The following is a 19,845-nucleotide window of genomic DNA, read 5'->3' on the forward strand; positions in this document are numbered from 1 at the left end:
GCGACGGCGCCGACGCGCGGAGGCCGGTGGCCGCGGAAGGAGCTTCGACTTTGCCGGCGCGGAGGGCCGGTGGACCGGCCACGGTCGTCGGCGCAGACTCACGTTCGCGCCGTTCACTGCCATCACCGGGGCCGTCCGTCGCCCTGACGTGCGCGTCGGCGTCATCCTCGACGAGTTCTCCATGCGCGCGTTCGCTCCCGAGTGGACGCTCATCGCCCTGGACCCGCAGCGGTGGCGGGAACAACTGCGTCTCCAGACGGTCGATTTTCTCTTCGTGGAAGCGGCGTGGGCCGGTAACGGCGGAGCCTGGCGGCATCTGCTCGCCGGTCCCGGGGAACCAGGGCGAGAACTGCGGGACCTCGTCGCGTGGTGCAGGGAAGCAGGGACCCCTACCGTCTTCTGGAACAAGGAAGATCCCGCGCACTACGCCGACTTCCGCTCGACCGCTCACTTGTTCGACGTCGTCTTGACCACCGATGCGTCGATGGTCGACCGTTACCGACAGGACGCGCCGGCTCAGCAGGTTGGGGTTCTCCCGTTCGCCGCGCAGCCGACGATCCACAACCCGGTACGTCCGATGGCGGGCCACCGGAGTCGCGGCATCGCCTTTGCCGGGATGTACTTCGGGCACAAATTCCCGCAGCGGCGTCGGCATCTCGACGCCCTGCTGGCCGGGGCCATGAAATCAGCCGAGGCGACCGGTGACCAGTTGGAGATCTTTGCACGTCACGCGGACGTGGATGATCGTTACCGCTTTCCCGAGCCGTTCAACCGGTTCGTGGTGGGATCGCTCGACTACGCTCGGATGCTCACCGCCTACCGGGCCTACCGTGTCTTCCTCAACGTCAACACGATCGCGGACTCGCCGACGATGTGCGCGCGGCGGATGTTCGAACTGCCGGCCTCTGGGGTGCCCATGGTCACGGCTCCGAGCGACGCGATCGATACCTTCTTCGCAGGCACCGGACTGGCCCCCGTCACGACAGCGGGCGAAGCCGCGTCCGCCGTTACCGACATTCTGCGGCGGCCGGCGGACGCCGACCGGGTTCTCCACCGGATCCAGCGCCGGATCTGGGACCACCACACGTACGCCCACCGCGCCGAAGAGGTGGTGCGCATCGCACTGCCGGGCCGACACAGACCCGTGACCTCACCCACTGTGAGTGCGGTCGTGAGTTGCTTCCGACCGCACCGGGTGGAGGATGTGCTTCGCGTGCTCGGCGCCCAGCGCGACGTCGATATGCAGGTCGTCCTGCTCACCCACGGTTTCGAGATCGACCGTGCTCACTGGACGGCCATTGCCGAGAATCACGGCCTCCGACATATCACCGTCCTGAGCGCTTCGCGAGATGTCAGCCTGGGTGAGTGCCTGAACCGGTGCGTCGAAGCTGCCGACGGGACGGTGATCGCCAAGATTGACGACGACGACGGTTACGGCCCGGACTACCTGCACGACGCGCTGCACGCCCTCGCCTACTCCCACGCGAACGTCGTCGGGAAGCAGGCCCACTATTTGTACCTGCCGAATCGCGAGATGACCGTGCTGCGATCCCCTGAGGCCGAACACCGGTTCACTGCGCTGGTTCCGGGACCCACCATGGTGGGGGCTCGTGACATCTTCCGGCAGCATCCCTTCGCGGCGGTGACGCGAGGCGAGGACACCGGATTCCTGACCGACGTCTCGCGCGCGGGCGGTGTGATCTACTCAGCCGACAGATTCAACTACTATCGATATCGCGGTAGTACCGATCACACGTGGCAGGTCTCAGAAGAATCGTTGCTGATCGGGAGCGAGAACGTGTTGATCGGTCATGCCGAGCAGCACTCACAGGTATAGGGGGGAATGTGAATCAGACCGTAGACGTGGCCGTGGTGGGACTCGGATACATCGGGTTGCCGACGGCCGCGATCCTGGCCAGCAACGGTGTGAACGTCGTGGGCGTCGATGTGGACGCCGACACCGTTCGCGCCGTCAACGACGGGCGCGTGCCGTTCGTCGAACCCGACCTGGCGACCTATGTCGCCGGGGCGGTGACCAGCGGAATGCTGTCGGCCACGACCGAGATGCCGCCGGCCTCCGCCTACATTCTGGCGGTTCCGACACCGTTCACGACCGATCACACGGCCGATCTGAGCTTCATCGAGGCGGCAGCGCGGGAGGTCGCTCCGCGGCTCATCGGTGGGGAATTGGTCGTGCTCGAGTCGACGTCTCCGCCCGGAGCAACGAAGCACCTCGGCGACTACCTGATCGGGCTGCGCCCGGACCTCAGCCTCGATGGTGCCGACGGCCGACCAACCCTCCTCCTGGCCCATTGTCCCGAACGGGTGCTGCCGGGTCGCGTGATGATCGAACTCGTCACGAACGACCGGATCGTCGGAGGACTCACACGCGAGGCCGCCGAACGCGCCGCCGAGCTGTATGCGACATTCTGCCAGGGCGAGATACACACAACCGACGCCACCACGGCGGAAATGAGCAAGCTCGTCGAGAACTCCTTTCGCGACGTCAACATCGCCTTCGCCAACGAACTCTCGGTGATCAGCGAGCGACTGGGCATCGACGTGTGGGAATTGATTCGATTGGCCAATCGCCACCCGCGCGTGAACATTCTGCAGCCCGGCCCAGGCGTCGGCGGGCACTGCATCGCCGTCGACCCGTGGTTCATCGTGGCGGAAGCGCCGGAGGATGCTCGTCTGATAAGGACCGCGCGCGAGGTGAACGACGCGAAGCCCGGCTGGGTGGTCGACCGGGTTCTCCATGAGATCCAGCAGCTCCCGGCCGATGCCGAGATCGCGCTGCTCGGTCTCGCCTTCAAGGCCAACATCGACGATCTGCGCGAGTCACCGTCGGTGGACATCACCGTCAGCGTGGCAAGGCGGCTTCCGGGCCGGCGCATCAATGTCGCCGAGCCCAACATCGATGCGCTGCCCCAGGCATTGTCGGGCTTTGACAATGTTCACCTCACGCCGGTCGACGACGCGATCACGCGCTCGGCTCTTGTCGTGGTCCTCGTCGATCACGATGAGGTACGACAGGTGAGGAGCGAGTCGTTGGTGGACAAGACAGTCGTCGACACCAAGGGTGTTCTGATCTCATGAGCATCGAGACCATGAGCGGCGCGACGACGCCGCGGGTGGCTCGCGGCATCCAGGTGACGGCGGACGTCGTTCTTCCCGATGCGCCCGTGCTGGTGCTCTGCGGCGGCGAGCCCAGCCCTGTTGCGTTCGCGTTGGCGTCCGAGCGCGACCTTCTGCTGGTGGACAGTGTCGCTCGGTGGGACAGCCTGGTCAGCCGCGATTTCGCGGTCCTGGTCACGACGGGCGGGCGCGACCTGGCTGCGGAGCTGATCCGGACGCGCCGATTCAACGATGTGCCCGCCGTACTGTGGAGCGTCGACGGCGGACTCGGTGACGCGTTCGACCTGGTCAGCGCGGTACAGCTCCCCACCGGGCATGCGGTCGTCGGCCTCATTGCGGGGCAGCGCGGTTGTGCTGCCGTCAGCGGGCCGTATGACGGGCCGATCGTCGACCCCGGAAGTTTCCGCGACGGCCTGAGCGTGCAGCACGACGTCACGCTCGCCGGTGCGGTCGCTCAGCAGGCGCGGCTGGCCCGGGAACTCGCAGACCTCCAGGGTCGGCACCTCTCTCTACTCCGTGCCCTCGACACTCGGCCGGTGGCGTCCACCGCGGCGGCGGGACCCGATCCGCGACTGGAGGCGGAACTCGGCATACTTCGCCGTCGCTATGACGCGCTGTCCTCGTCCCGGCTGGGGCGCCTGACCCTGCGGTACTGGAGGTACAAGCGTGGGCACTGAATCGGAGTTCTCACTTGGCTCGGAGTCGGGCCGGTCCGCGATCGATGACCGTGACGAGCGCGCGGCACAGATTCGGCGCCTCGTGGGGGAGCTGGGCCAAGCTGGCCCCGGTGAGGAGCCAGTGTCCGGACCCGAACTGCTTTCAGGCGTGTCGGTCGTCATCCCGTCCGCACGGGATGCGGCCGATATCGCCGGCTGCCTCGCGTCGCTCGCGGACCAGGACCTTTCCTCGGCCCAGTTCGAGGTCATCGTGGTCATCAACGGAACGTCCCCGGCCACCTTCGAGCACGTGCAGCAGTATCGCTCCGTATACCCGGATCTGCGGCTCAAGCTGATCTATCAGGAACGAGGGAGCGCGGGGGCGGCCCGAAACACCGGCATCGCGGCGGCACGGCACCAGTACCTCACCTTCGTGGACGACGACGACCGCGTGGGACCGCGCTTCCTGTCCACCCTCATGAGCCGTGCCGCTGTGGACACGGTCGTCATCGCGCCGATCATCAACGTCGATCCCAGTGGGGGCGAGGATGCGAACAACCCGCTGAACCTCCAGATCACGGCGCGAGCGGCGAGGCCGTTCCCCCTCGTCTCGGCGGTCACGCTCTTGGGCTTCAACGCCTGCAAGCTGATCCCCACCGCCGTCGCCCGGCAGCATCGCTATGCGGAACACCTGCGAAGCGGTGAGGACATCTGCTACATGGCGGCCGTGGCCCTCAGCCGGGAGTTCACCGGCGTCGTCGGTGACATTGCGAGCGAGTCCGCCTACTTCCGGCAGCTCAGCGCCGGCTCCGTCTCGCGCCAGCACCAGGACTTCGACTTCGCGGTGCGCCAGCGGCTCGACGTCATCATCGACCTGGAACAGCGGCGTACGTGGACCGGGGCGGGAGCCGACGCCATGCTTCTCTCGCTCATCCGCGCCCAGGTGGGTTTTATCAGGCGGTTCCTGCAGGCAAATCCCGGGGAACGGAGGCATGTCGTCGACGCCGTGGTCGCGACGGGCATCCGGGACTTCCCTTGGGGCGAGGTGAACGCTGGTCTGGCGAAGCACCTGGCCATCAGCTACTGCTTCGTTCCGTTCGAGGACACGAGCGCCACTGTCGCCGCCAAGGCAATCGCTGAACGCGGCAGAGTGGTGGACGTCATCCTCAACGACATGAGCTCGGTGCGGCGCACCGATCCGAGCCTGCGGACGATCGCGGGCCGTTACATCGCCACGGAGACCGTCATCGACGCTCCGGCCTCTTTCGCCGGATGGCCGGCGATTCGGCAGTTCGTGGAGAAAGGGCTAGCAGAAGCGAATCGCCTCGCCAGCAAGGCGGGCGGCTACGAGACGCTCTACAGCCGGGTGCTGTGGGCAGGATCGCACTTCTTGGCGGGCCTGTTCAAGGCCGAGCACCCCGACGTCGTATGGACGGCGGAGTTCTCCGATCCGCTGTCCTTCGGCGCCGATGGGGCGCCGCGACCCGGCACGATGCCCAAGGACGTTCTGCGGAAGCGGTTCTCCTCAGCGATCAAGGCAGCGGGATTCACGCCCCCCCGCGAAGACAGTCTGTTCACGTGGTGTGAGTACCTGGCCTATGCGCTGGCCGACGAGCTGATCTTCACGAACGAGAACCAGCTCGACTTCATGGTCTCGTACATCGAGGATCCGTCGCTGCGCACACGAGTGCGGGAACGGGCGGTCGTCAGGCCCCACCCGACACCGCCGGCTCACGGGTATACGGTCACCGAGTCCTCGTACGTGCTGTCCCCACGAGTGGTGAACATCGGGTACTTCGGTGCGTTCTACGACAATCGCGGCCTCGGCGAAGTGCTCACCGCTCTGGCCAACTCCTCCGCATCCGTCCGGAGGCACACCCGCCTGCATGTCTTCAGCAAGCAACCGGATCAACTGCGGACCGCGGCAGCGGCGATGGGCATCGACGATGTCGTGATCAGCAACTCTTACCGACCGTACTTGGAGTTCCTCAATCTCTGCCGACGGTTCGACGTGCTTCTGGTCAATGACGTGACGACCGGCGCGGAATTGCCCATCAACCCGTTCCTGCCGTCCAAGTACTCGGACTACGCAGGGTCCGGCCGGCCCGTGTGGGGACTTGTGGACGAGGGCAGCCCCCTCAGTCGAAAGCCGCTGGCCTTCCGTTCGGAGTCCGGGAACGCGGTGGCTGCACGCGCAGTTCTCGCGGAAATCACTCGGTCCTTCTTGGCGGGAGAACTCCGGCACGCGGAGGACCCGGCCGGCGACGGTACCGACCACGATGGCCACTCCGGTCTGCTCGTTTCGACGGCCGGACCCTGAATTGACGACATCTCCATCCGACCCGATCCGAAAGGCAGCGGTGAAACACAGCGCATCCTCTCCCGTCCGTACCGAGTCTGGTTTCGTCTTCCACTGGGATGTGCCACGACAGGCGGTTGACCTCGTGCTCGACTACCGGCGACCGGTGCAGCTGAAGTCGGCGGTGCTGATCGTGCATGTCCAGGCACCGAGTGGAGATGACATCACTGCCTCGTGCCCGCAGGTGTTCTGGTCGGCGGCACTCGACGAGCACTACGTCTACGCGCCTCCGGCCAGTGGCGTGGGTCCGGTCACCGTAGGTCGCCTCCATTCCGATGAGCCGGTCAGTGGCCTGCAGATCACCCCGCTGTCCTGGCCGGGCCGGGAACCGCTGCACGGCGACGTCTTCGGCCGGGCATGGCTGCGGCTCGGCCCCGCTCTCGGCCGCTCGGACGGGCCGCAGATCCACGTGATGTCGGCACTGCCCGAAGGAGGAGAACGATGACGTCATCCATCGACATGTCCGTGGTGATCGGCTTCCGCGACTGGGGGATCCGTCGCCTCGAACTGGCCGTGCGGTCGATCCAGCGCTCCTTCGGTCCGCTCTCCGGTGAGGTGATCGTCTCGGACTACGGGTCGACCGAACACGCGGAGACCCAGCGGCGTCTGGAGTCTCTCGGTGCGCGCTACGTGTACACCGACGTCGACGGCCCGTGGTCACGATCACGCGCTCTCAACGCGGGATTCGCCGTGTCCCGGGGACGGGTTCTCGTGTCCACCGACGCCGACATGATCTTCAGTCCTGAGGCCATGGCGGTCATCGGACAGATGTCCCTCGCTGACCCGACTCTCGCCCTGCTGCTGCAGTGTCGAGACTTGCCCGAGCACTGGTCTGACACGGACGTACCGGACGACGACCAGCCCTGGCAGGTCTTCGAACGGGAATCGCGACTCCGTCCGCGGTGGGGTATGGGCGGGATGATGGCCGCAACCAGAGAGGCCTTCGCGCGCGTCCGCGGCTTCGACGAGCGGATGCACACGTATGGCGGGGAGGACATCGATTTCGCCAATCGGGTCAAACGATCCGGCCACCGCCTGTTGTGGATCGATGATCCCCGAGTGCGGATGTATCACATGTGGCACGCTCCCACCCGGGCGGGCGTCGTCCAGACCCCCGAAGGCGCCGCGGCCGTCGAAGCGAACAAGAAGATCGTGTACGAGGACAAGACGTTCGCCCGGAATGTGCCGGTGTGGCAGTACCGGTTACCGGACGCGCCCCCGCTGGTCACCGTCGCGATCTGCACCTACAACCGAGCGGAGTTCTTGCGCGAAAGCATCCAGTCGGTGCTGGCACAGACCCTGCAGGATTTCGAGATCATCGTCGTGGACGACGGTTCCACCGACCACACCCGCGAGGTGGTCGAGCAATTCGGTGACCCACGGATCCGCTACTTCTACCAGCAACAAGGTGGCATATCGGCTGCCCGCAACAAGGCCGCCGATGAAGCGCGAGGGTTCTACACCGCGGTGCACGACGACGACGACCTGATGACGCCGTGGCGGCTCGAACGCCACTTCCAGGCAATTCATTCGGGTGCCCACGGGTCCTTCGGCTCGTTCGTCAATTTCGATGACCACACCGGTGCGATGGAGATCGTCGCCTCGAAGAAGCTGAACAGTGGAACCATCTTCGAGACTGGCGGAGCACCCGGCCACGGCACCTGGCTGGTGCAGACCGACATCGTCCGCCGACTGAGGTACGACGAATCGCTGACGAGCGGTGTCGACAACAACCTCGCCCTGCGCATGATCCGGTCAGGCGTCGTGATGAACCACGCTGGCGAGATCATGATGCTCCGGCGCACCCATGCCGGCCGCATCACCGTTACGGACGGTGCTGCTCAGGGGAACGCCGCCAGGCAGACGAACTTGATGTTCACCTACCGCACCACGAAGTGGGGCGGCGACAAGATGTTGGCGGAGCGCAAAGACGACTACGTGCCGGTACGTGGCATGGACGACCTGGAGGCCCTTCTTCCTTACCTACCTGATCACCTCGTGCGACGGACCGTCAGTGTGATGGTGACCGGAGAGGGCGAGCTGCCGTGGGATTTCATCGACCGGATGAGCTCCTGGTTGATCGAACGCGATGAGAACGGGACCCAACGGAGGCTATGGGGAGAGCTGGAGGACGCCACGCTCGCCGACATGCTCGTGCTACGAGCCAGCGGCGCTCAGTGTGTGATCAGCACGACACGCCGTCTCCCGGTCAGTCCGGCGGACCAGTCGGCCCTCGCCCAGGAATCCGCGATCCGGACCTCTGCAGTCGCACCCGAAGTCACCGCGCTCCAGAACGTCCTTGAGGAATATGCGACGGAGGTGGGTGCGACGAAGAGGCAGGTGCTCGGTTGGATCGAACTGGAGAGCGTCGTTGACCGACCCGCGCAGACGATCGACCACCGCGTCCTGCGGTTCGACAGCGATGGGAGGGAACGCATCTTCTGCCTGATGCGATTCGCGGACCTACGAGAAGCCGATCGACTGCAGGCGGAGCAGGGGTGGGCCGTGGTCAACCTGTTGCTCGCCGAAGAGCTGGAAACCGCGTTGCACGACATGACCACCGAACGCGAATTCGATCTGCAGGAGCTGGCACGATGATCATCACGTGGGGAAGCGAGTACATCGGGCACGTCGGCTTCACTGCCAATCCCGAGGACTACGACGCGGAGCCGCCGATCCGTTCCCTGTGGTTCGACGCCGGTCCCGTCGCTATGAATGCCGACCGCGAAGCGGTGGCGCTCGCGCTGACCTTCGGGCGATACGCCAGTGGCCGGTTCCAGGTCGTGCACAAGTTCTCCCCCGTGGTGGCGCACGCGATCGAGGCGTCCATGCAACCCGTGTGGACAACGCCGTCACCGATCGAGTACTACCCCAAGGCACTTCCAATCGGTTCGCGCACCTTGGACGTGCACTGGACGGACGAACCAGCCCCGTCGCTGAACTTGGGAAACGAAGCGCAGCTGGCCATCCAGCGATCCGACCGCAGCGCCGGATCGATGCGCGGACTCAACCGCATGACCCTGTCGTCCAACGCGTGGCTGCACGCGGACACGCGGGGGTCGGAGCTGGTGCAGATCTTCCCGCTGATCGCCGTGGCGGTGCTCTTCGCGGAGGACTTGAACGCTGACGTCCTGCGCATCCGCGGCCAGTTCGACGAGTCCAGCGACGAGTGGATCAACTTGGTCCGGCTTCTCGCCACGGCACGTCTGGGGATCACCCAGGTGCCCGCCTGACCCTTGCGCTCGCCGGGAGATGAGATCTCGGCGAGCACGGTGGCCTCAGGCCGTCGTCGACATGACCGCGCAGGTGTCTCGCGCCCAGGTGGAGGAGCCGGCGTTCCGGGCTCCTGACCACACGACCGCGCCATCCATCGTCTGCGCCACTGCCTCCACCTCGCTTCGCCACATAGCCCGGGGAAGCAGGGCTTTGGTGGGGGAAGCGGCGGCGTGGAACTGCGGCCAGATGAACGGATAAATCCGCTTGGCCGGATCCACCCGTTGGGCCTCGGCGCGTACGGAGTCGAGATGTGCCCGCCAAGCGGTGAACGAGCTGCGGGTGGTGTACAGGGTCGGGAAGAAGGCATCCTGCAGCGGAGCCAGCGCCTTCGCGAGATCCCGATGCGCCGGGTCGGTGTTGCCCAGGACGCCGTAGACGCCCACGATGCGATTGGGGAAGACCTGCCGGGTCCAGGTCAGGAAGCGCTTCAGCTTGTCGTACCGGCGCTCGGCCACGTGCCTCGCGCCCTTCAGATAGAGTGTCTCGAAGTCGAGGATCACCGGGCCGCCACGGTCGACGGCACGACGCAGCATGGATTGGTAAGCGGCGCGATCGGGCAGTGCCAACTCCTGCTTCGCTGATGTCTGGCCCGTCAACGCCATGACCCTACTCTCGTACACCGTGTACGACGTCGAGGTGCGGCAGGCGCTCAGGTCGCTGTCTCGGTAGTACGTGTTGTCGAACAGCCGGAAGTGCGCGCCGGCCGAACGCGGCCCTCGTGAAGAATCCCCGGGGCGGCCCGTGGAGGCGGAACAACCGCTCAGGGCGACTCCCGTGACCAGCAGGATCACGGCCAGCGATCGGGGTGCGGTCACGACGCGGCCAACAGTCCCGATCCGTCATCGAGGGCGGCGCCCGGCGCGAGAACCAGGGAATCGGACGCCATGGTGGCCGCTGACGCGCCTACCAGGGCGGCCTTCGGCTGGAAGTCGGGCACCCGGGTACCTCGGCCGAGCAGGTGCAGCAACGCAGCCACGGACCGCTCGGCTGCCATGCCGTCGCCGTAAGGGTTCACCGCCTGCGCCATGGCCGTATAGTGCACCGGGTCGTGGAGGAGAAGCGACACCTCGTTGACGATGGCTCGCTCATCGGTCCCGATCAGACGCACGGTCCCCGCGGTGACCGCCTCGGGACGTTCAGTGTTCTCCCGCATCACCAGGACCGGCTTGCCCAAGCTCGGTGCCTCCTCCTGGACGCCCCCCGAGTCAGTGAGGACCAGGTGGGCCACAGAAAGCATGCGGGTGAACTCCGCGTAGCCCAACGGCTCCGTGATGATGACATTGTCGAGGCCGGTGACGTGAGGACGAATAGCCTGCCGGACAGCGGGGTTCTTGTGCATGGGTAGAACGATGACGACGTCCGGTTCGGTGCGCGCAATCCTGGCCAGTGCACGGCCGATGCCGCGCATCGTCTCCCCGTGGTTCTCCCGGCGGTGCGTGGTGACGAGGATGCCGCGGCGACCGGACGCAGCGAGCTGTTCCAGCCTCGGCTCCGTGAAGGCCACCTGGTGGCCGGCCGTGCTCAGGAGTGCGTCGATGACGGTGTTGCCGGTGACGGCGATCTGCCGAGGGTCGACGCCCTCCCGGATGAGATTCTCCCGGCTGGTATACGTGGGGGCGAGGTGCAGGGACGAGATCTGTCCGGTGATCCGGCGGTTCGCTTCCTCCGGAAAGGGCGAGGCCAGGTCGCCGCTGCGAAGCCCGGCTTCGACGTGTACTACGGGGATCTGCCGCTGGAATGCAGCCAGGGCTGCTGCCGTGGACGTCGTCGTGTCACCGTGCACGAGGACCACGTCGGGCCGCGCGGTAGCGAACAGGAGATCCAGACCGGTCAGAGTCCGCGCCATGATGCCCGCCAGGGTCTGGCTGGGCTGGATAATATTCAGGTCGTGCGCGGGCGTGATGGAGAACAACTTGAGGACCTGATCAAGCATCTCGCGATGTTGACCGGTCACCGTGACTACGCACTCGAGGTCGTCAGCAGCCTCGATCGCCTTGATGATCGGAGCCATCTTGATGGCCTCCGGACGCGTGCCAAAGACGGGCATGACCGTGAACATGGTTCCCCCAGAAACCGAGAAAATTTTCGTCGATTTCAACGTAGTGCACTCTTCCCGTTTTCGCCACCTGACCTGCCATGATGGTCTCAGGAGCAAGGCGGTGCGAGGACGGCTTCGACCAGCCCTCCGCTCTCGGAGACGAATCGCTCGAACCACTGCCACGGATTCAGCTGCGGTTCGCTGACCACCATGCTGATCCGCGCGTCGGTGCAGGAACCGATCAGCATCCGCGCGCGCGTCGCGTGGTATCGGGATGTCACCACGGTGACCGAGGTCCAGTGGTGCTGAGCGATCAGCTTGCCGATCGCTCGCGCCTCGCCGCCAGTGTCATCGGTAACGGGTCGGAAGCAGATCTCCCCGGTGGGCTGAGGACTGCGCCGACATCGCGCGTCGGCGCTTGCGTTGCCGAGAGTGTCCGTGTGCGAAAGGACGAGGATCGGCATGCCGGTCGCGGCGCGGACGTCATCGGCGACAGGCAACCGCTCCCGGCTGGCGCCACCCAACATGACCACGGCATCGGTATGCGGAGCGAAACCCGACTCGACGCCGACGAAGAGCGCGAGACAGGCCACCAGCCACACCAGGAAGGTGACCACCACAACGCAGGTGCCCCGAAGCACGAGCCGACGGGGACGACAGTTGGCTGAGGGCATCCGATCAGTCTAAGGATTTTCGGCGCTGCAGCGCCCGGGTCCCGTGGGGTCCGTCTCGCCGTCACCGGGCGGTAGTGGACAGCGGACAATCGCGAAAATCTTGGCGAACCTTGGTGCAGGTCCGGTGATCAAGTGACAACAACCGGGTGGTAGGGAGCGAGCAGCGAACGAACCTGTTGAAACTCTACCCAGTCCAATTCGGTGTATGGACGCACACCGGCGCTCGCAAGATTCCGTGCCAGCCCAGCCGCGAGATCGGCAGGAAAATTCAGGTAGAGCGTCGTATCTGCGCGTTCGTAGAACGTGAGGTGCAACCTGCTGGAACTGGCCAAGATGTGATCTGGAATGCCTGAGACCAACTCGTCCGCCAAATCTGGGCCACCGTGGCGAGCAACATAGATAGAGAGGAAGTCGAGAGCGAAGTTCTGCCCGAAGGAAAAGTGTGGAGTAGAGGGTTTAGTGACGTCCGGAGTAGTGATATCCCATCCGAAGCGTGCAGAAACCACTCGAGCGAGGACCTTCTTTCGGTAGAGCTTTTCTTCACCGGGGCTCGCGAGGGATCGTAAAGATGGTGCGATGAGGTCGGGGTGGTAGTGCGCCAGGACGATCAGCGTGCCCACCTCAGTCAGGCCAGCCACGTATGGGGCGTTGGTCAGTCCAGCCATGTGAAAAGGGGGGAACGTCTTGTTGGCTGCGGCCGCCGGGGTCTGTCGAAGATTGTCCGGACTTGCCTCGAGGATGCTCCCGAATGTGTGGTACTTGGCACGTGAATGGGCAGCAGCGAGAATTGCTCCGCATCCCATGAAGGACCAGGAGTTGTTCTTGAGCGGCGTCTCCAACAGGTTTGTCGAGACAGTGAGCGTATCGAAATGCTGGAAGAATTCTCGCTCTCGACCGAACCTTCCCCCGAAGTCCATCGAAACGAGCCTTGTGTCACGAGGCATGAGAGAGTACGCTGCCAAGGAGTCGAAGCCTCCGCTGAAACTCAGAAGAATGCCTTTTCGCTTTGACGACTGCATTGCCCTTCGCCCGGAAGTCTTCACTTCGGCGAGGGTGAACTTTTCGATTGCTCTCGCGGTTTCGTCCGAGGGGCTGAGATCCAATTCGATCCGCTCGAACGCTCTTCCGCACAACGTTGAAAGTGCGATGGCGATCGAGTCTTGCGTGAGTCCTATCGGCTGGCTGAACTCAAACCAGAGAGGGTAGGATCCGTCCTGCGGGCCGCCACGGAGTTCGCAGTTCACATCAATCCGTGTTGCGTCCGTTACGCGAAGATCACCAAAACGTACGCTGGCTCTGTCCATGATCCCTCTTTTTTTGCTGTTCCGGATTGCTCCACCGTGACGAGGGCGAGCCAGCGCGGCCACGGGTGACAGAGCTGGCCGCCGAATGCAACGGTGTCTGAGGTTTGGCGAACACCGTTGCACCCGGGGATCTCGTCAGGGGCGGCCGAGTGCCCGGTAGGTCCAGCCGGCGGCCCGCCAGGTGGTGGGGTCGAGCACGTTGCGCCCGTCCAGGATCCGGCGGGCACGGACCAGGGTCGCCGTCTTCTCCGGGTCCAGGCCGGTGTAATCCCCCCATTCGGTCAGCAGGAGGACGGCGTCAGCGCCGGCGAGCGCGAACTGCAGGTCTGGCTCGTACCGCAGGTCGGGATATCGCTGTTCGGCGTTGGTGAGGGCTTGAGGGTCGGTGACGACGACGTTGCCGCCCTGGAGCTGGATCTGGGCGGCGACGTTCAGGGCGGGGGAGTCCCGCACGTCGTCGCTCTCGGGTTTGAAGGCGGCACCGAGAACGGTGATGGTCTTGCCCAGGAACGAGCCGTCGCACACCTCCCGGGCCAGTTCGACCATCCGGATCCGGCGGCGCATGTTGATGGAATCGACCTCCCGCAGGAACGTCAGGGCCTGGTCCGCGCCGAGCTCCCCGGCCCGGGCCATGAAGGCCCGGATGTCCTTGGGCAGGCACCCGCCGCCGAAGCCGAGCCCGGCGTTGAGGAACTTCCGGCCGATCCGGTCGTCCAGGCCGATCGCGTCGGCCAGCTCGGTGACGTCCGCGCCGGCCGCTTCGCACAGTTCGGCCATCGCGTTGATGAAGGAGATCTTCGTGGCCAGAAACGAGTTGGCGGCGGTCTTGACCAGCTCGGCGGTGGGGTAGTCGGTGACCAGCCGGGCGGACCCACCGGCCAGCGGCGCGGCGTAGATCTCGTCCAGCACGGCCGCGGTGGTCTCCCGGTGCTCGTCGTCGGGGATGCCGTAGACGAGCCGGTCGGGGTGCAGGGTGTCGGTGACGGCGTGGCCTTCGCGCAGGAACTCGGGGTTCCACACCAGCCGCGCTTCGGGCACGGTGCGGTGCAGGTCCTCGGCCAGGCGCCCGGCGGTGCCGACCGGGACCGTCGACTTGCCGATGATCAGGTCCCCGGGGGCCAGGTACGCGGCGGCGGACGCGAAGGCGGCGTCGACGTACCGCAGGTCGGCGGCGTTCTCACCCTTGCGCTGCGGGGTGCCCACGCACACGAAGTGCGCCCGGGCCCCGGCGATCTGCTCCAGGTCGGTGGTGAACCGCAGACTCCCGGCGCCGGCGCCGGTACCGGCACCGTGGGCGGTGCAGCCTGCCTGGATGTCGGCGAGCAGCTCGTTCAGTCCCGGCTCGTAGAACGGTGCCGCCGCGGACTGCAGGGCGGCGATCTTCCGCTCGTCCACGTCGACCCCGACCACGTCGTGTCCCAGCCGGGCCATGCACGCCGCGTGCACCACCCCCAGATACCCGCACCCGATCACCGAGATCTTCACAGCCTGTCCCCTCTCCTTCTGCAAGCACCACAGTAGAGGCGCCTCGCCTCCGTTCCCGAATCGGCGTGGCGCTCGGAGGCGCCTTCCATAGGAGGAAGGCAGTGCTACGGGGTCGCCGCACTCCTTCCAGGCAGGCGGCAGGGGCCGGACGCATCGTTGCGTCCGGCCCCTGCTGTCCCCCCTTGTTCCCCCGATTTCCCCCGTCCGACGCCGCGTCAGGCGGCGACGGACCCATGCGGGTCGATGACGTACTTCTTGGCCGCGCCCGAATCGAAGTCGGCGTAGGCCTGCGGCGCCTCGTCCAGGCTGATCACCGTGGCGTTGACCGCCTTGGCGATCTGCACCCGGTCGTGCAGGATCGCCTGCATCAGCCCGCGGTGGTATTTCATCACCGGGCACTGACCCGTGGTGAAGGACAGGGACTTCGCCCATCCGGTGCCCAGGGACAGGGACAGCGAGCCCTTCTGCGCCGCCTCGTCGATGCCGCCCGGGTCGCCGGTGACGTACAGGCCCGGGATGCCCAGCGCCCCGCCGGCGGCCGTGACGTCCATCAGCGTGTTCAGCACGGTGGCCGGCGCCTCCTGCGCGCCGCGACCGTGGCCCTTCGCCTCGAACCCGACGGCGTCGACGCCGCAGTCCACCTCGTTCACCCCGAGGATCTGCTCGATCTGGTCGACCGGATCACCCTCGGAGAGGTCGATCGTCTCGCAACCGAAGCTGCGGGCCTGTTCCAGCCGCTGCGCGTTCATGTCGCCGACGATGACGACGGCGGCCCCGAGCAGCTGCGCACTCGTGGCTGCGGCCAACCCGACCGGTCCGGCCCCGGCCACGTAGACGGTGGAGCCGACCCCGACGCCGGCGGTCACCGCGCCGTGGAACCCGGTGGGGAAGATGTCCGAGAGCATGGTCAGGTCCAGGATCTTCTCCATCGCCTGGTCCTTGTCCGGGAACTTCAGCAGGTTCCAGTCCGCGTAGGGCACCATCACGTAGTCGGCCTGGCCGCCGACCCAGCCGCCCATGTCCACGTACCCGTAGGCGCTGCCGGGCCGATCCGGGTTGACGTTCTGGCAGATGCCGGTCTTGCGTTCCTTGCAGTTGCGGCAGCGGCCGCACGCGATGTTGAACGGCACCGAGCAGAGGTCGCCGACCTTGATGTACTCGACGCCGGGCCCCGTCTCGATCACCTCACCGGTGATCTCGTGGCCGAGGACCAGGTTCGGCGGGGCGGTGGTCCGGCCGCGGACCATGTGCTGGTCCGAGCCGCAGATGTTGGTGGTCACGACCTTCAGGATCGCCCCGTGCGGCAGTTTCCTGCCCACGTTCGCCGGGTTGACGCCCGGACCGTCCTTCAGTTCCCACGTGGGGTAGTCGATGTCGTGGACCTCGACCTTCCCCGGGCTCATGTAGCTGACTCCGCGGTTGTCCGCCATGATGTCTCCTTCACCGTCGTCGTTGACTGGTACTGGAACGAGACGTCGGTTGCGGCCCAGCAACGCATCGGCGCCCGTCCTGCGAGCCTAGGCCGGAAACCGCCTTCTGTGAAGCGGTTCACAGTACGCAGGCCGGGGAAACCGGACCTGCTCGGCTCGTGACCGATGCGCTACGCTCGCGCACATGAGCACGGTCGCGGTCCAGGAGCTCCGCAATCACACGGCCGAGGTCCTGCGTCGGGTGTCCGACGGCAGCCGCATCACTGTCACCGTGCACGGCAGGCCGGTCGCCGAGATCAGTCCCGTGCGCGCCGCTCGTCCACAGTTCTTCACGAGGGCCGACCTGGCCGGCCTGCTCTCCCGGCATCAAGCGGATGCCGGACTTCGCGACGATCTCGACGATCTCGCCGGCGAGACCGCCGCCCGAACAGGAGACACCCATGGCGAAGGAGAAGGACGCGACCGTCCTGACGGTGCCCGGTCCGGAGGGTGACCGGCAGGTGCGGATCTCCAGCCCCACCCGGGTGCTGTGGCCCGACGCCGGGCTGACCAAGCTGGATCTGGCGCACTACCTGATCGCCGTCGCCGAGCCCTTCCTGGCCGCGAACGGCGGCCGGCCCGTCTCCCTGCAGCGGTTCTCCGGCGACGTGACGGGGGAGGAGTTCTTCTCCAAGAACCCGCCGCGCGGCGCCCCGGACTACGTCGACGCCGTCACCGTCACCTACCCGAGCGGCCGGTCCCACCCGCAGGTGGTGCTCACCGAGATCGCCGCCGCCGTCTGGGCCGCCCAGATGAACACCGTCGTCTTCCACCCGTGGGCCTCCCGCGCGGTCGACCCCGACCACCCGGACCAGCTGCGCATCGACCTCGACCCGCAACCGGGCACCGGGTTCGCCGACGCGGTCACCGCCGCACACGCGTTGCGCGCCGTGCTCACCGAGGCCGGCCTGACCGGGTACCTGAAGACCTCGGGCAACCGCGGCCTGCACGTCTACGCCCCGATCGAACCGGCGCACGAGTTCCTCGAGGTCCGGCACGCCGTCATCGCCATCGGCCGGGAACTCGAACGCCGGATGCCCGACGCGGTCACCACCAGCTGGTGGAAGGAGGAGCGCGGGACGAAGATCTTCGTCGACTTCAACCAGGCCAACCGCGACCGCACCATCGCCGGCGCGTACAGCCCCCGCGCCCTGCCGCACGCCTCCGTCTCGTGCCCGGTCACCTGGGACGAGCTCGACGACGTCGACCCGCGGGAGCTGACCATCGCCACCGTGCCGAACCGGGTCACCACCGTCGGCGACCCGTGGGCGGACATGCACGCCTCCCCGGGCCGGCTCGACACGGCACTGGGCTGGTGGCAGCGCGACCTCGACGCCGGACTGGGCGAGCTGGCGTTCCCACCGGACTTCCCGAAGATGCCGGGGGAGCCGCCGCGGGTCCAGCCGAGCAGGGCGAGGAAGCCGGCCCCGGTGCAGGACTGACGCTCAGAGCAGCACGTCGTTCAGGTCCCAGGCGACCGGGACCTCGAGCTGGTCGTAGGTGCAGGACGCCGGGTCCCGGTCCGGCCGCCATCGGGCGAACTGGGCGGTGTGCCGGAACCGCATCCCCTCCATCTGGTCGTACTGGACCTCGAGCACCCGCTCGGGCCGCAGCCGGACGAACGACGTGTCCTTGTTCGAGGAGAACCGGTTGCGCTCACCCTCGCCGGTGACCGGATCGCCGTGCACGTCCCGCTCGACGACGTCGTCGAGTTCGTCGATCAGCTCCAGTCGGCGCGCGTCGCTGAACGCGGACACCCCGCCCACACTCAGCAGCGTCCCGTCGTGGTAGAGGCCCACGAGGATCGACCCGACACCGCGCCCGCTCTTGTGGACGCGGTAGCCCAGCGCCACGACGTCGGCGGTGCGGTGGTGCTTGACCTTGAGCATGGTCCGCTTGTTCGGGGTGTACGGCGAGGCGAGCCCCTTGGCGACGACGCCGTCCAGGCCGGCCCCCTCGAACTCCTCCAGCCAGCGCCGAGCGGTCGCGACGTCGTCCGTGGTCTGACTCAGGTGCAGGGGAGCTTCCAGTGGGCCGACCAGCTTCTCCAACCGAGCGCGGCGCTCGGACAACGGTTCATCCAGCAGGCTCGTGCCCGATTCGGCCAGCAGGTCGAACGCCACGAACGACGCCGGCGTCTCCTCCGCCAGGCGGTTGACCCGGCTGGCGGCCGGGTGGATGCGCTGGCTCAGGGCCTCCCAGTCCAGCCGTTCGGAACCGCGCTCGCCGGTCCGCACGATCAGCTCGCCGTCGAGCACGCACGGCACGATGACCTGCGCGGCGATCTGGGCGACCACCTCCGGGAAGTACCGGGTCAGCATCTTCGACCCGCGGCTGCCGATCTGCACGTCGTTCCCGTCGGCGTAGATGATGGCCCGGAAGCCGTCCCACTTCGGTTCGTACTGCAGGCCGCCCGGCACGCTGTCCGGTTCGGGCACGGCCGCGACGGCCTTGGCGAGCATCGGGGCGACGGGGGACGCGGCGGTGACGGCGGTCATGGCTCGATTCTGTCCGGCGCCCGGCGACGGCGCCAGCGCACCGGCCCCGGGAGATCCACGTTCACGACGCCGGCGGCACGGGTTCCTGTTGACGGCCGGCCGTACGATGGACGTACAGGAGGAGACGATGGTTGACCCAGGTGACCGCCGTCGCAGTCGGCGGATGGAACTGCGGACGACCGGCGAGGAGCGAGCGCTGATCGACCGAGCAGTGGCGGTATCGGGCACCGATCTGACCGAATTCGTCGTCACGCACGCGTCGGAGGCCGCCCGCCGTGTCCTGGCCGACCGTCAGTCGTTCGGGCTCGACGCGACGGCGCTCGAGCAGTGGGAGGACCTCAACGCACGACCCGCGCGTGAGCTGCCCGGTCTGGCCGCCTTGTTCCGCCGGCCTTCGCCGTTCGGCGGATGAGCTACCGGGAGCCTGAGCCGTTGGGGCCGGCCCATGTCCTCGACGCCTTCGCATGCGGTTCAGCCGAACAGACCGAGTGGCTGCGGCGCAACGCTGCGCAGTCGACGTCGACGGGAACGACCAAGGTCTTCGTCGTCACCGAATCCGACTCGGACCGTGTGGTCGCGTACTACGCCTGGTGCATGGCTCACCTGGCGATCAGCGAAGCGCCGGAACGCCTGCGCAAGGGCGCCGGACGATATCCGCAGCCGGTTGCCCTGCTCGCGCGGCTCGGTGTGGACCTCGAGCACGAAGGGCGAGGCCTCGGTGCCGGGCTCCTGATCGACGTCATCTCCCGGCTGGCCACACTGTCGGACGGCATCGGTTGCCGTGGCCTCCTGGTGCATGCCGAGTCGCAGACCGCCCGTGACTTCTACCGTCACCTGGTGCCGGAGTTCGAGCAGAGTCCCACTGACGAGCTGCACCTGGTGCTGCTGCTCAAGGACATCAAACGCACGCTCCGCCTGTGACCGCGGGTCTGCCCGCATGTCGACCGG

Annotated in this window: 18 protein-coding genes; 11 read left to right on the forward strand and 7 right to left on the reverse strand. The window is 66.7% G+C overall.

Going from position 1 to position 19,845, the window contains the following annotated elements:
- The first annotated feature begins 148 nt into the window (after positions 1-148).
- From BKD30_RS08145 to BKD30_RS08175, 7 genes are all read left to right on the forward strand, one after another.
- Positions 149-1,837, forward strand: coding sequence for a CgeB family protein (locus BKD30_RS08145; protein ID WP_159440559.1), 1,689 nt, complete (start codon positions 149-151; stop codon positions 1,835-1,837).
- A gap of 8 nt (positions 1,838-1,845) precedes the next feature.
- Entirely contained in the window at positions 1,846-3,099 is a 1,254-nt protein-coding gene (wecC, locus tag BKD30_RS08150; RefSeq protein WP_076703869.1) for a UDP-N-acetyl-D-mannosamine dehydrogenase, read from the forward strand.
- Positions 3,096-3,815 (forward strand): hypothetical protein, encoded by a 720-nt coding sequence (locus BKD30_RS08155; RefSeq protein WP_076703871.1) that lies wholly within the window; start codon positions 3,096-3,098, stop codon positions 3,813-3,815. The genes wecC and BKD30_RS08155 overlap by 4 nt, the downstream gene beginning before the upstream one ends.
- 121 nt (positions 3,816-3,936) lie before the next feature.
- Positions 3,937-6,114 (forward strand): glycosyltransferase, encoded by a 2,178-nt coding sequence (locus BKD30_RS08160; RefSeq protein WP_159440560.1) that lies wholly within the window; start codon positions 3,937-3,939, stop codon positions 6,112-6,114.
- 40 nt (positions 6,115-6,154) lie between these two features.
- Entirely contained in the window at positions 6,155-6,598 is a 444-nt protein-coding gene (locus BKD30_RS15885) for a hypothetical protein (RefSeq protein ID WP_143588120.1), read from the forward strand.
- Positions 6,599-6,864: 266 nt separating this feature from the next.
- On the forward strand, positions 6,865-8,751 hold the full coding sequence (locus BKD30_RS08170) for a glycosyltransferase family 2 protein (RefSeq protein WP_408033369.1): 1,887 nt from the start codon (positions 6,865-6,867) through the stop codon (positions 8,749-8,751).
- Positions 8,748-9,386, forward strand: a complete 639-nt coding sequence (locus tag BKD30_RS08175; RefSeq protein WP_076703882.1) for a hypothetical protein — start codon at positions 8,748-8,750, stop codon at positions 9,384-9,386. The genes BKD30_RS08170 and BKD30_RS08175 overlap by 4 nt, the downstream gene beginning before the upstream one ends.
- 45 nt (positions 9,387-9,431) lie before the next feature.
- Here the strand turns inward: BKD30_RS08175 and BKD30_RS08180 are convergent, their stop codons facing one another.
- From BKD30_RS08180 to fdhA, 6 genes are all read right to left on the reverse strand, one after another.
- The gene (locus tag BKD30_RS08180) at positions 9,432-10,220 is read right to left on the reverse strand and encodes a hypothetical protein (RefSeq protein ID WP_143588121.1); all 789 of its coding nucleotides are present in this window, start codon (positions 10,218-10,220) and stop codon (positions 9,432-9,434) included.
- A 20-nt stretch (positions 10,221-10,240) separates the two neighbouring features.
- Positions 10,241-11,488, reverse strand: coding sequence for a non-hydrolyzing UDP-N-acetylglucosamine 2-epimerase (wecB, locus tag BKD30_RS08185; RefSeq protein WP_083956143.1), 1,248 nt, complete (start codon positions 11,486-11,488; stop codon positions 10,241-10,243).
- 86 nt (positions 11,489-11,574) lie between these two features.
- Positions 11,575-12,141 (reverse strand): YdcF family protein, encoded by a 567-nt coding sequence (locus BKD30_RS08190; RefSeq protein WP_076703885.1) that lies wholly within the window; start codon positions 12,139-12,141, stop codon positions 11,575-11,577.
- Positions 12,142-12,269: 128 nt separating this feature from the next.
- Complete coding sequence (locus BKD30_RS15890) at positions 12,270-13,445, reverse strand: hypothetical protein (protein ID WP_143588122.1); 1,176 nt, start codon at positions 13,443-13,445, stop codon at positions 12,270-12,272.
- 135 nt (positions 13,446-13,580) lie between these two features.
- Complete coding sequence (locus tag BKD30_RS08195; protein ID WP_076703887.1) at positions 13,581-14,930, reverse strand: UDP-glucose dehydrogenase family protein; 1,350 nt, start codon at positions 14,928-14,930, stop codon at positions 13,581-13,583.
- A gap of 215 nt (positions 14,931-15,145) precedes the next feature.
- Complete coding sequence (gene fdhA / locus BKD30_RS08200) at positions 15,146-16,360, reverse strand: formaldehyde dehydrogenase, glutathione-independent (RefSeq protein ID WP_076703888.1); 1,215 nt, start codon at positions 16,358-16,360, stop codon at positions 15,146-15,148.
- Positions 16,361-16,544: 184 nt separating this feature from the next.
- Between fdhA and BKD30_RS15595 the strand changes: the two genes are divergently transcribed.
- Both BKD30_RS15595 and ligD read left to right on the forward strand, forming a co-directional pair.
- The gene (locus BKD30_RS15595; protein WP_083956146.1) at positions 16,545-16,853 is read left to right on the forward strand and encodes a type II toxin-antitoxin system Phd/YefM family antitoxin; all 309 of its coding nucleotides are present in this window, start codon (positions 16,545-16,547) and stop codon (positions 16,851-16,853) included.
- Entirely contained in the window at positions 16,801-17,841 is a 1,041-nt protein-coding gene (gene ligD / locus BKD30_RS08210) for a non-homologous end-joining DNA ligase (protein WP_076703890.1), read from the forward strand. The genes BKD30_RS15595 and ligD overlap by 53 nt, the downstream gene beginning before the upstream one ends.
- Before the next feature lie 3 nt (positions 17,842-17,844).
- On the opposite strand, the gene BKD30_RS08215 is transcribed toward ligD, so the two are convergent.
- Positions 17,845-18,897 (reverse strand): ATP-dependent DNA ligase, encoded by a 1,053-nt coding sequence (locus BKD30_RS08215; protein WP_076703891.1) that lies wholly within the window; start codon positions 18,895-18,897, stop codon positions 17,845-17,847.
- 127 nt (positions 18,898-19,024) lie between these two features.
- On the opposite strand from BKD30_RS08215, the gene BKD30_RS08220 reads away from it, so the two are divergent.
- Positions 19,025-19,309: a type II toxin-antitoxin system TacA family antitoxin gene (locus tag BKD30_RS08220; protein ID WP_076703944.1), complete on the forward strand. Its 285-nt coding sequence runs from the start codon at positions 19,025-19,027 to the stop codon at positions 19,307-19,309.
- Positions 19,306-19,818, forward strand: coding sequence for a GNAT family N-acetyltransferase (locus BKD30_RS08225; protein WP_076703893.1), 513 nt, complete (start codon positions 19,306-19,308; stop codon positions 19,816-19,818). The genes BKD30_RS08220 and BKD30_RS08225 overlap by 4 nt, the downstream gene beginning before the upstream one ends.
- The last annotated feature ends 27 nt before the right edge of the window (positions 19,819-19,845 follow it).

The organism is Tersicoccus phoenicis (assembly GCF_001968835.1).
GTDB classification, from domain to species: Bacteria; Actinomycetota; Actinomycetes; order Actinomycetales; family Micrococcaceae; genus Tersicoccus; species Tersicoccus phoenicis.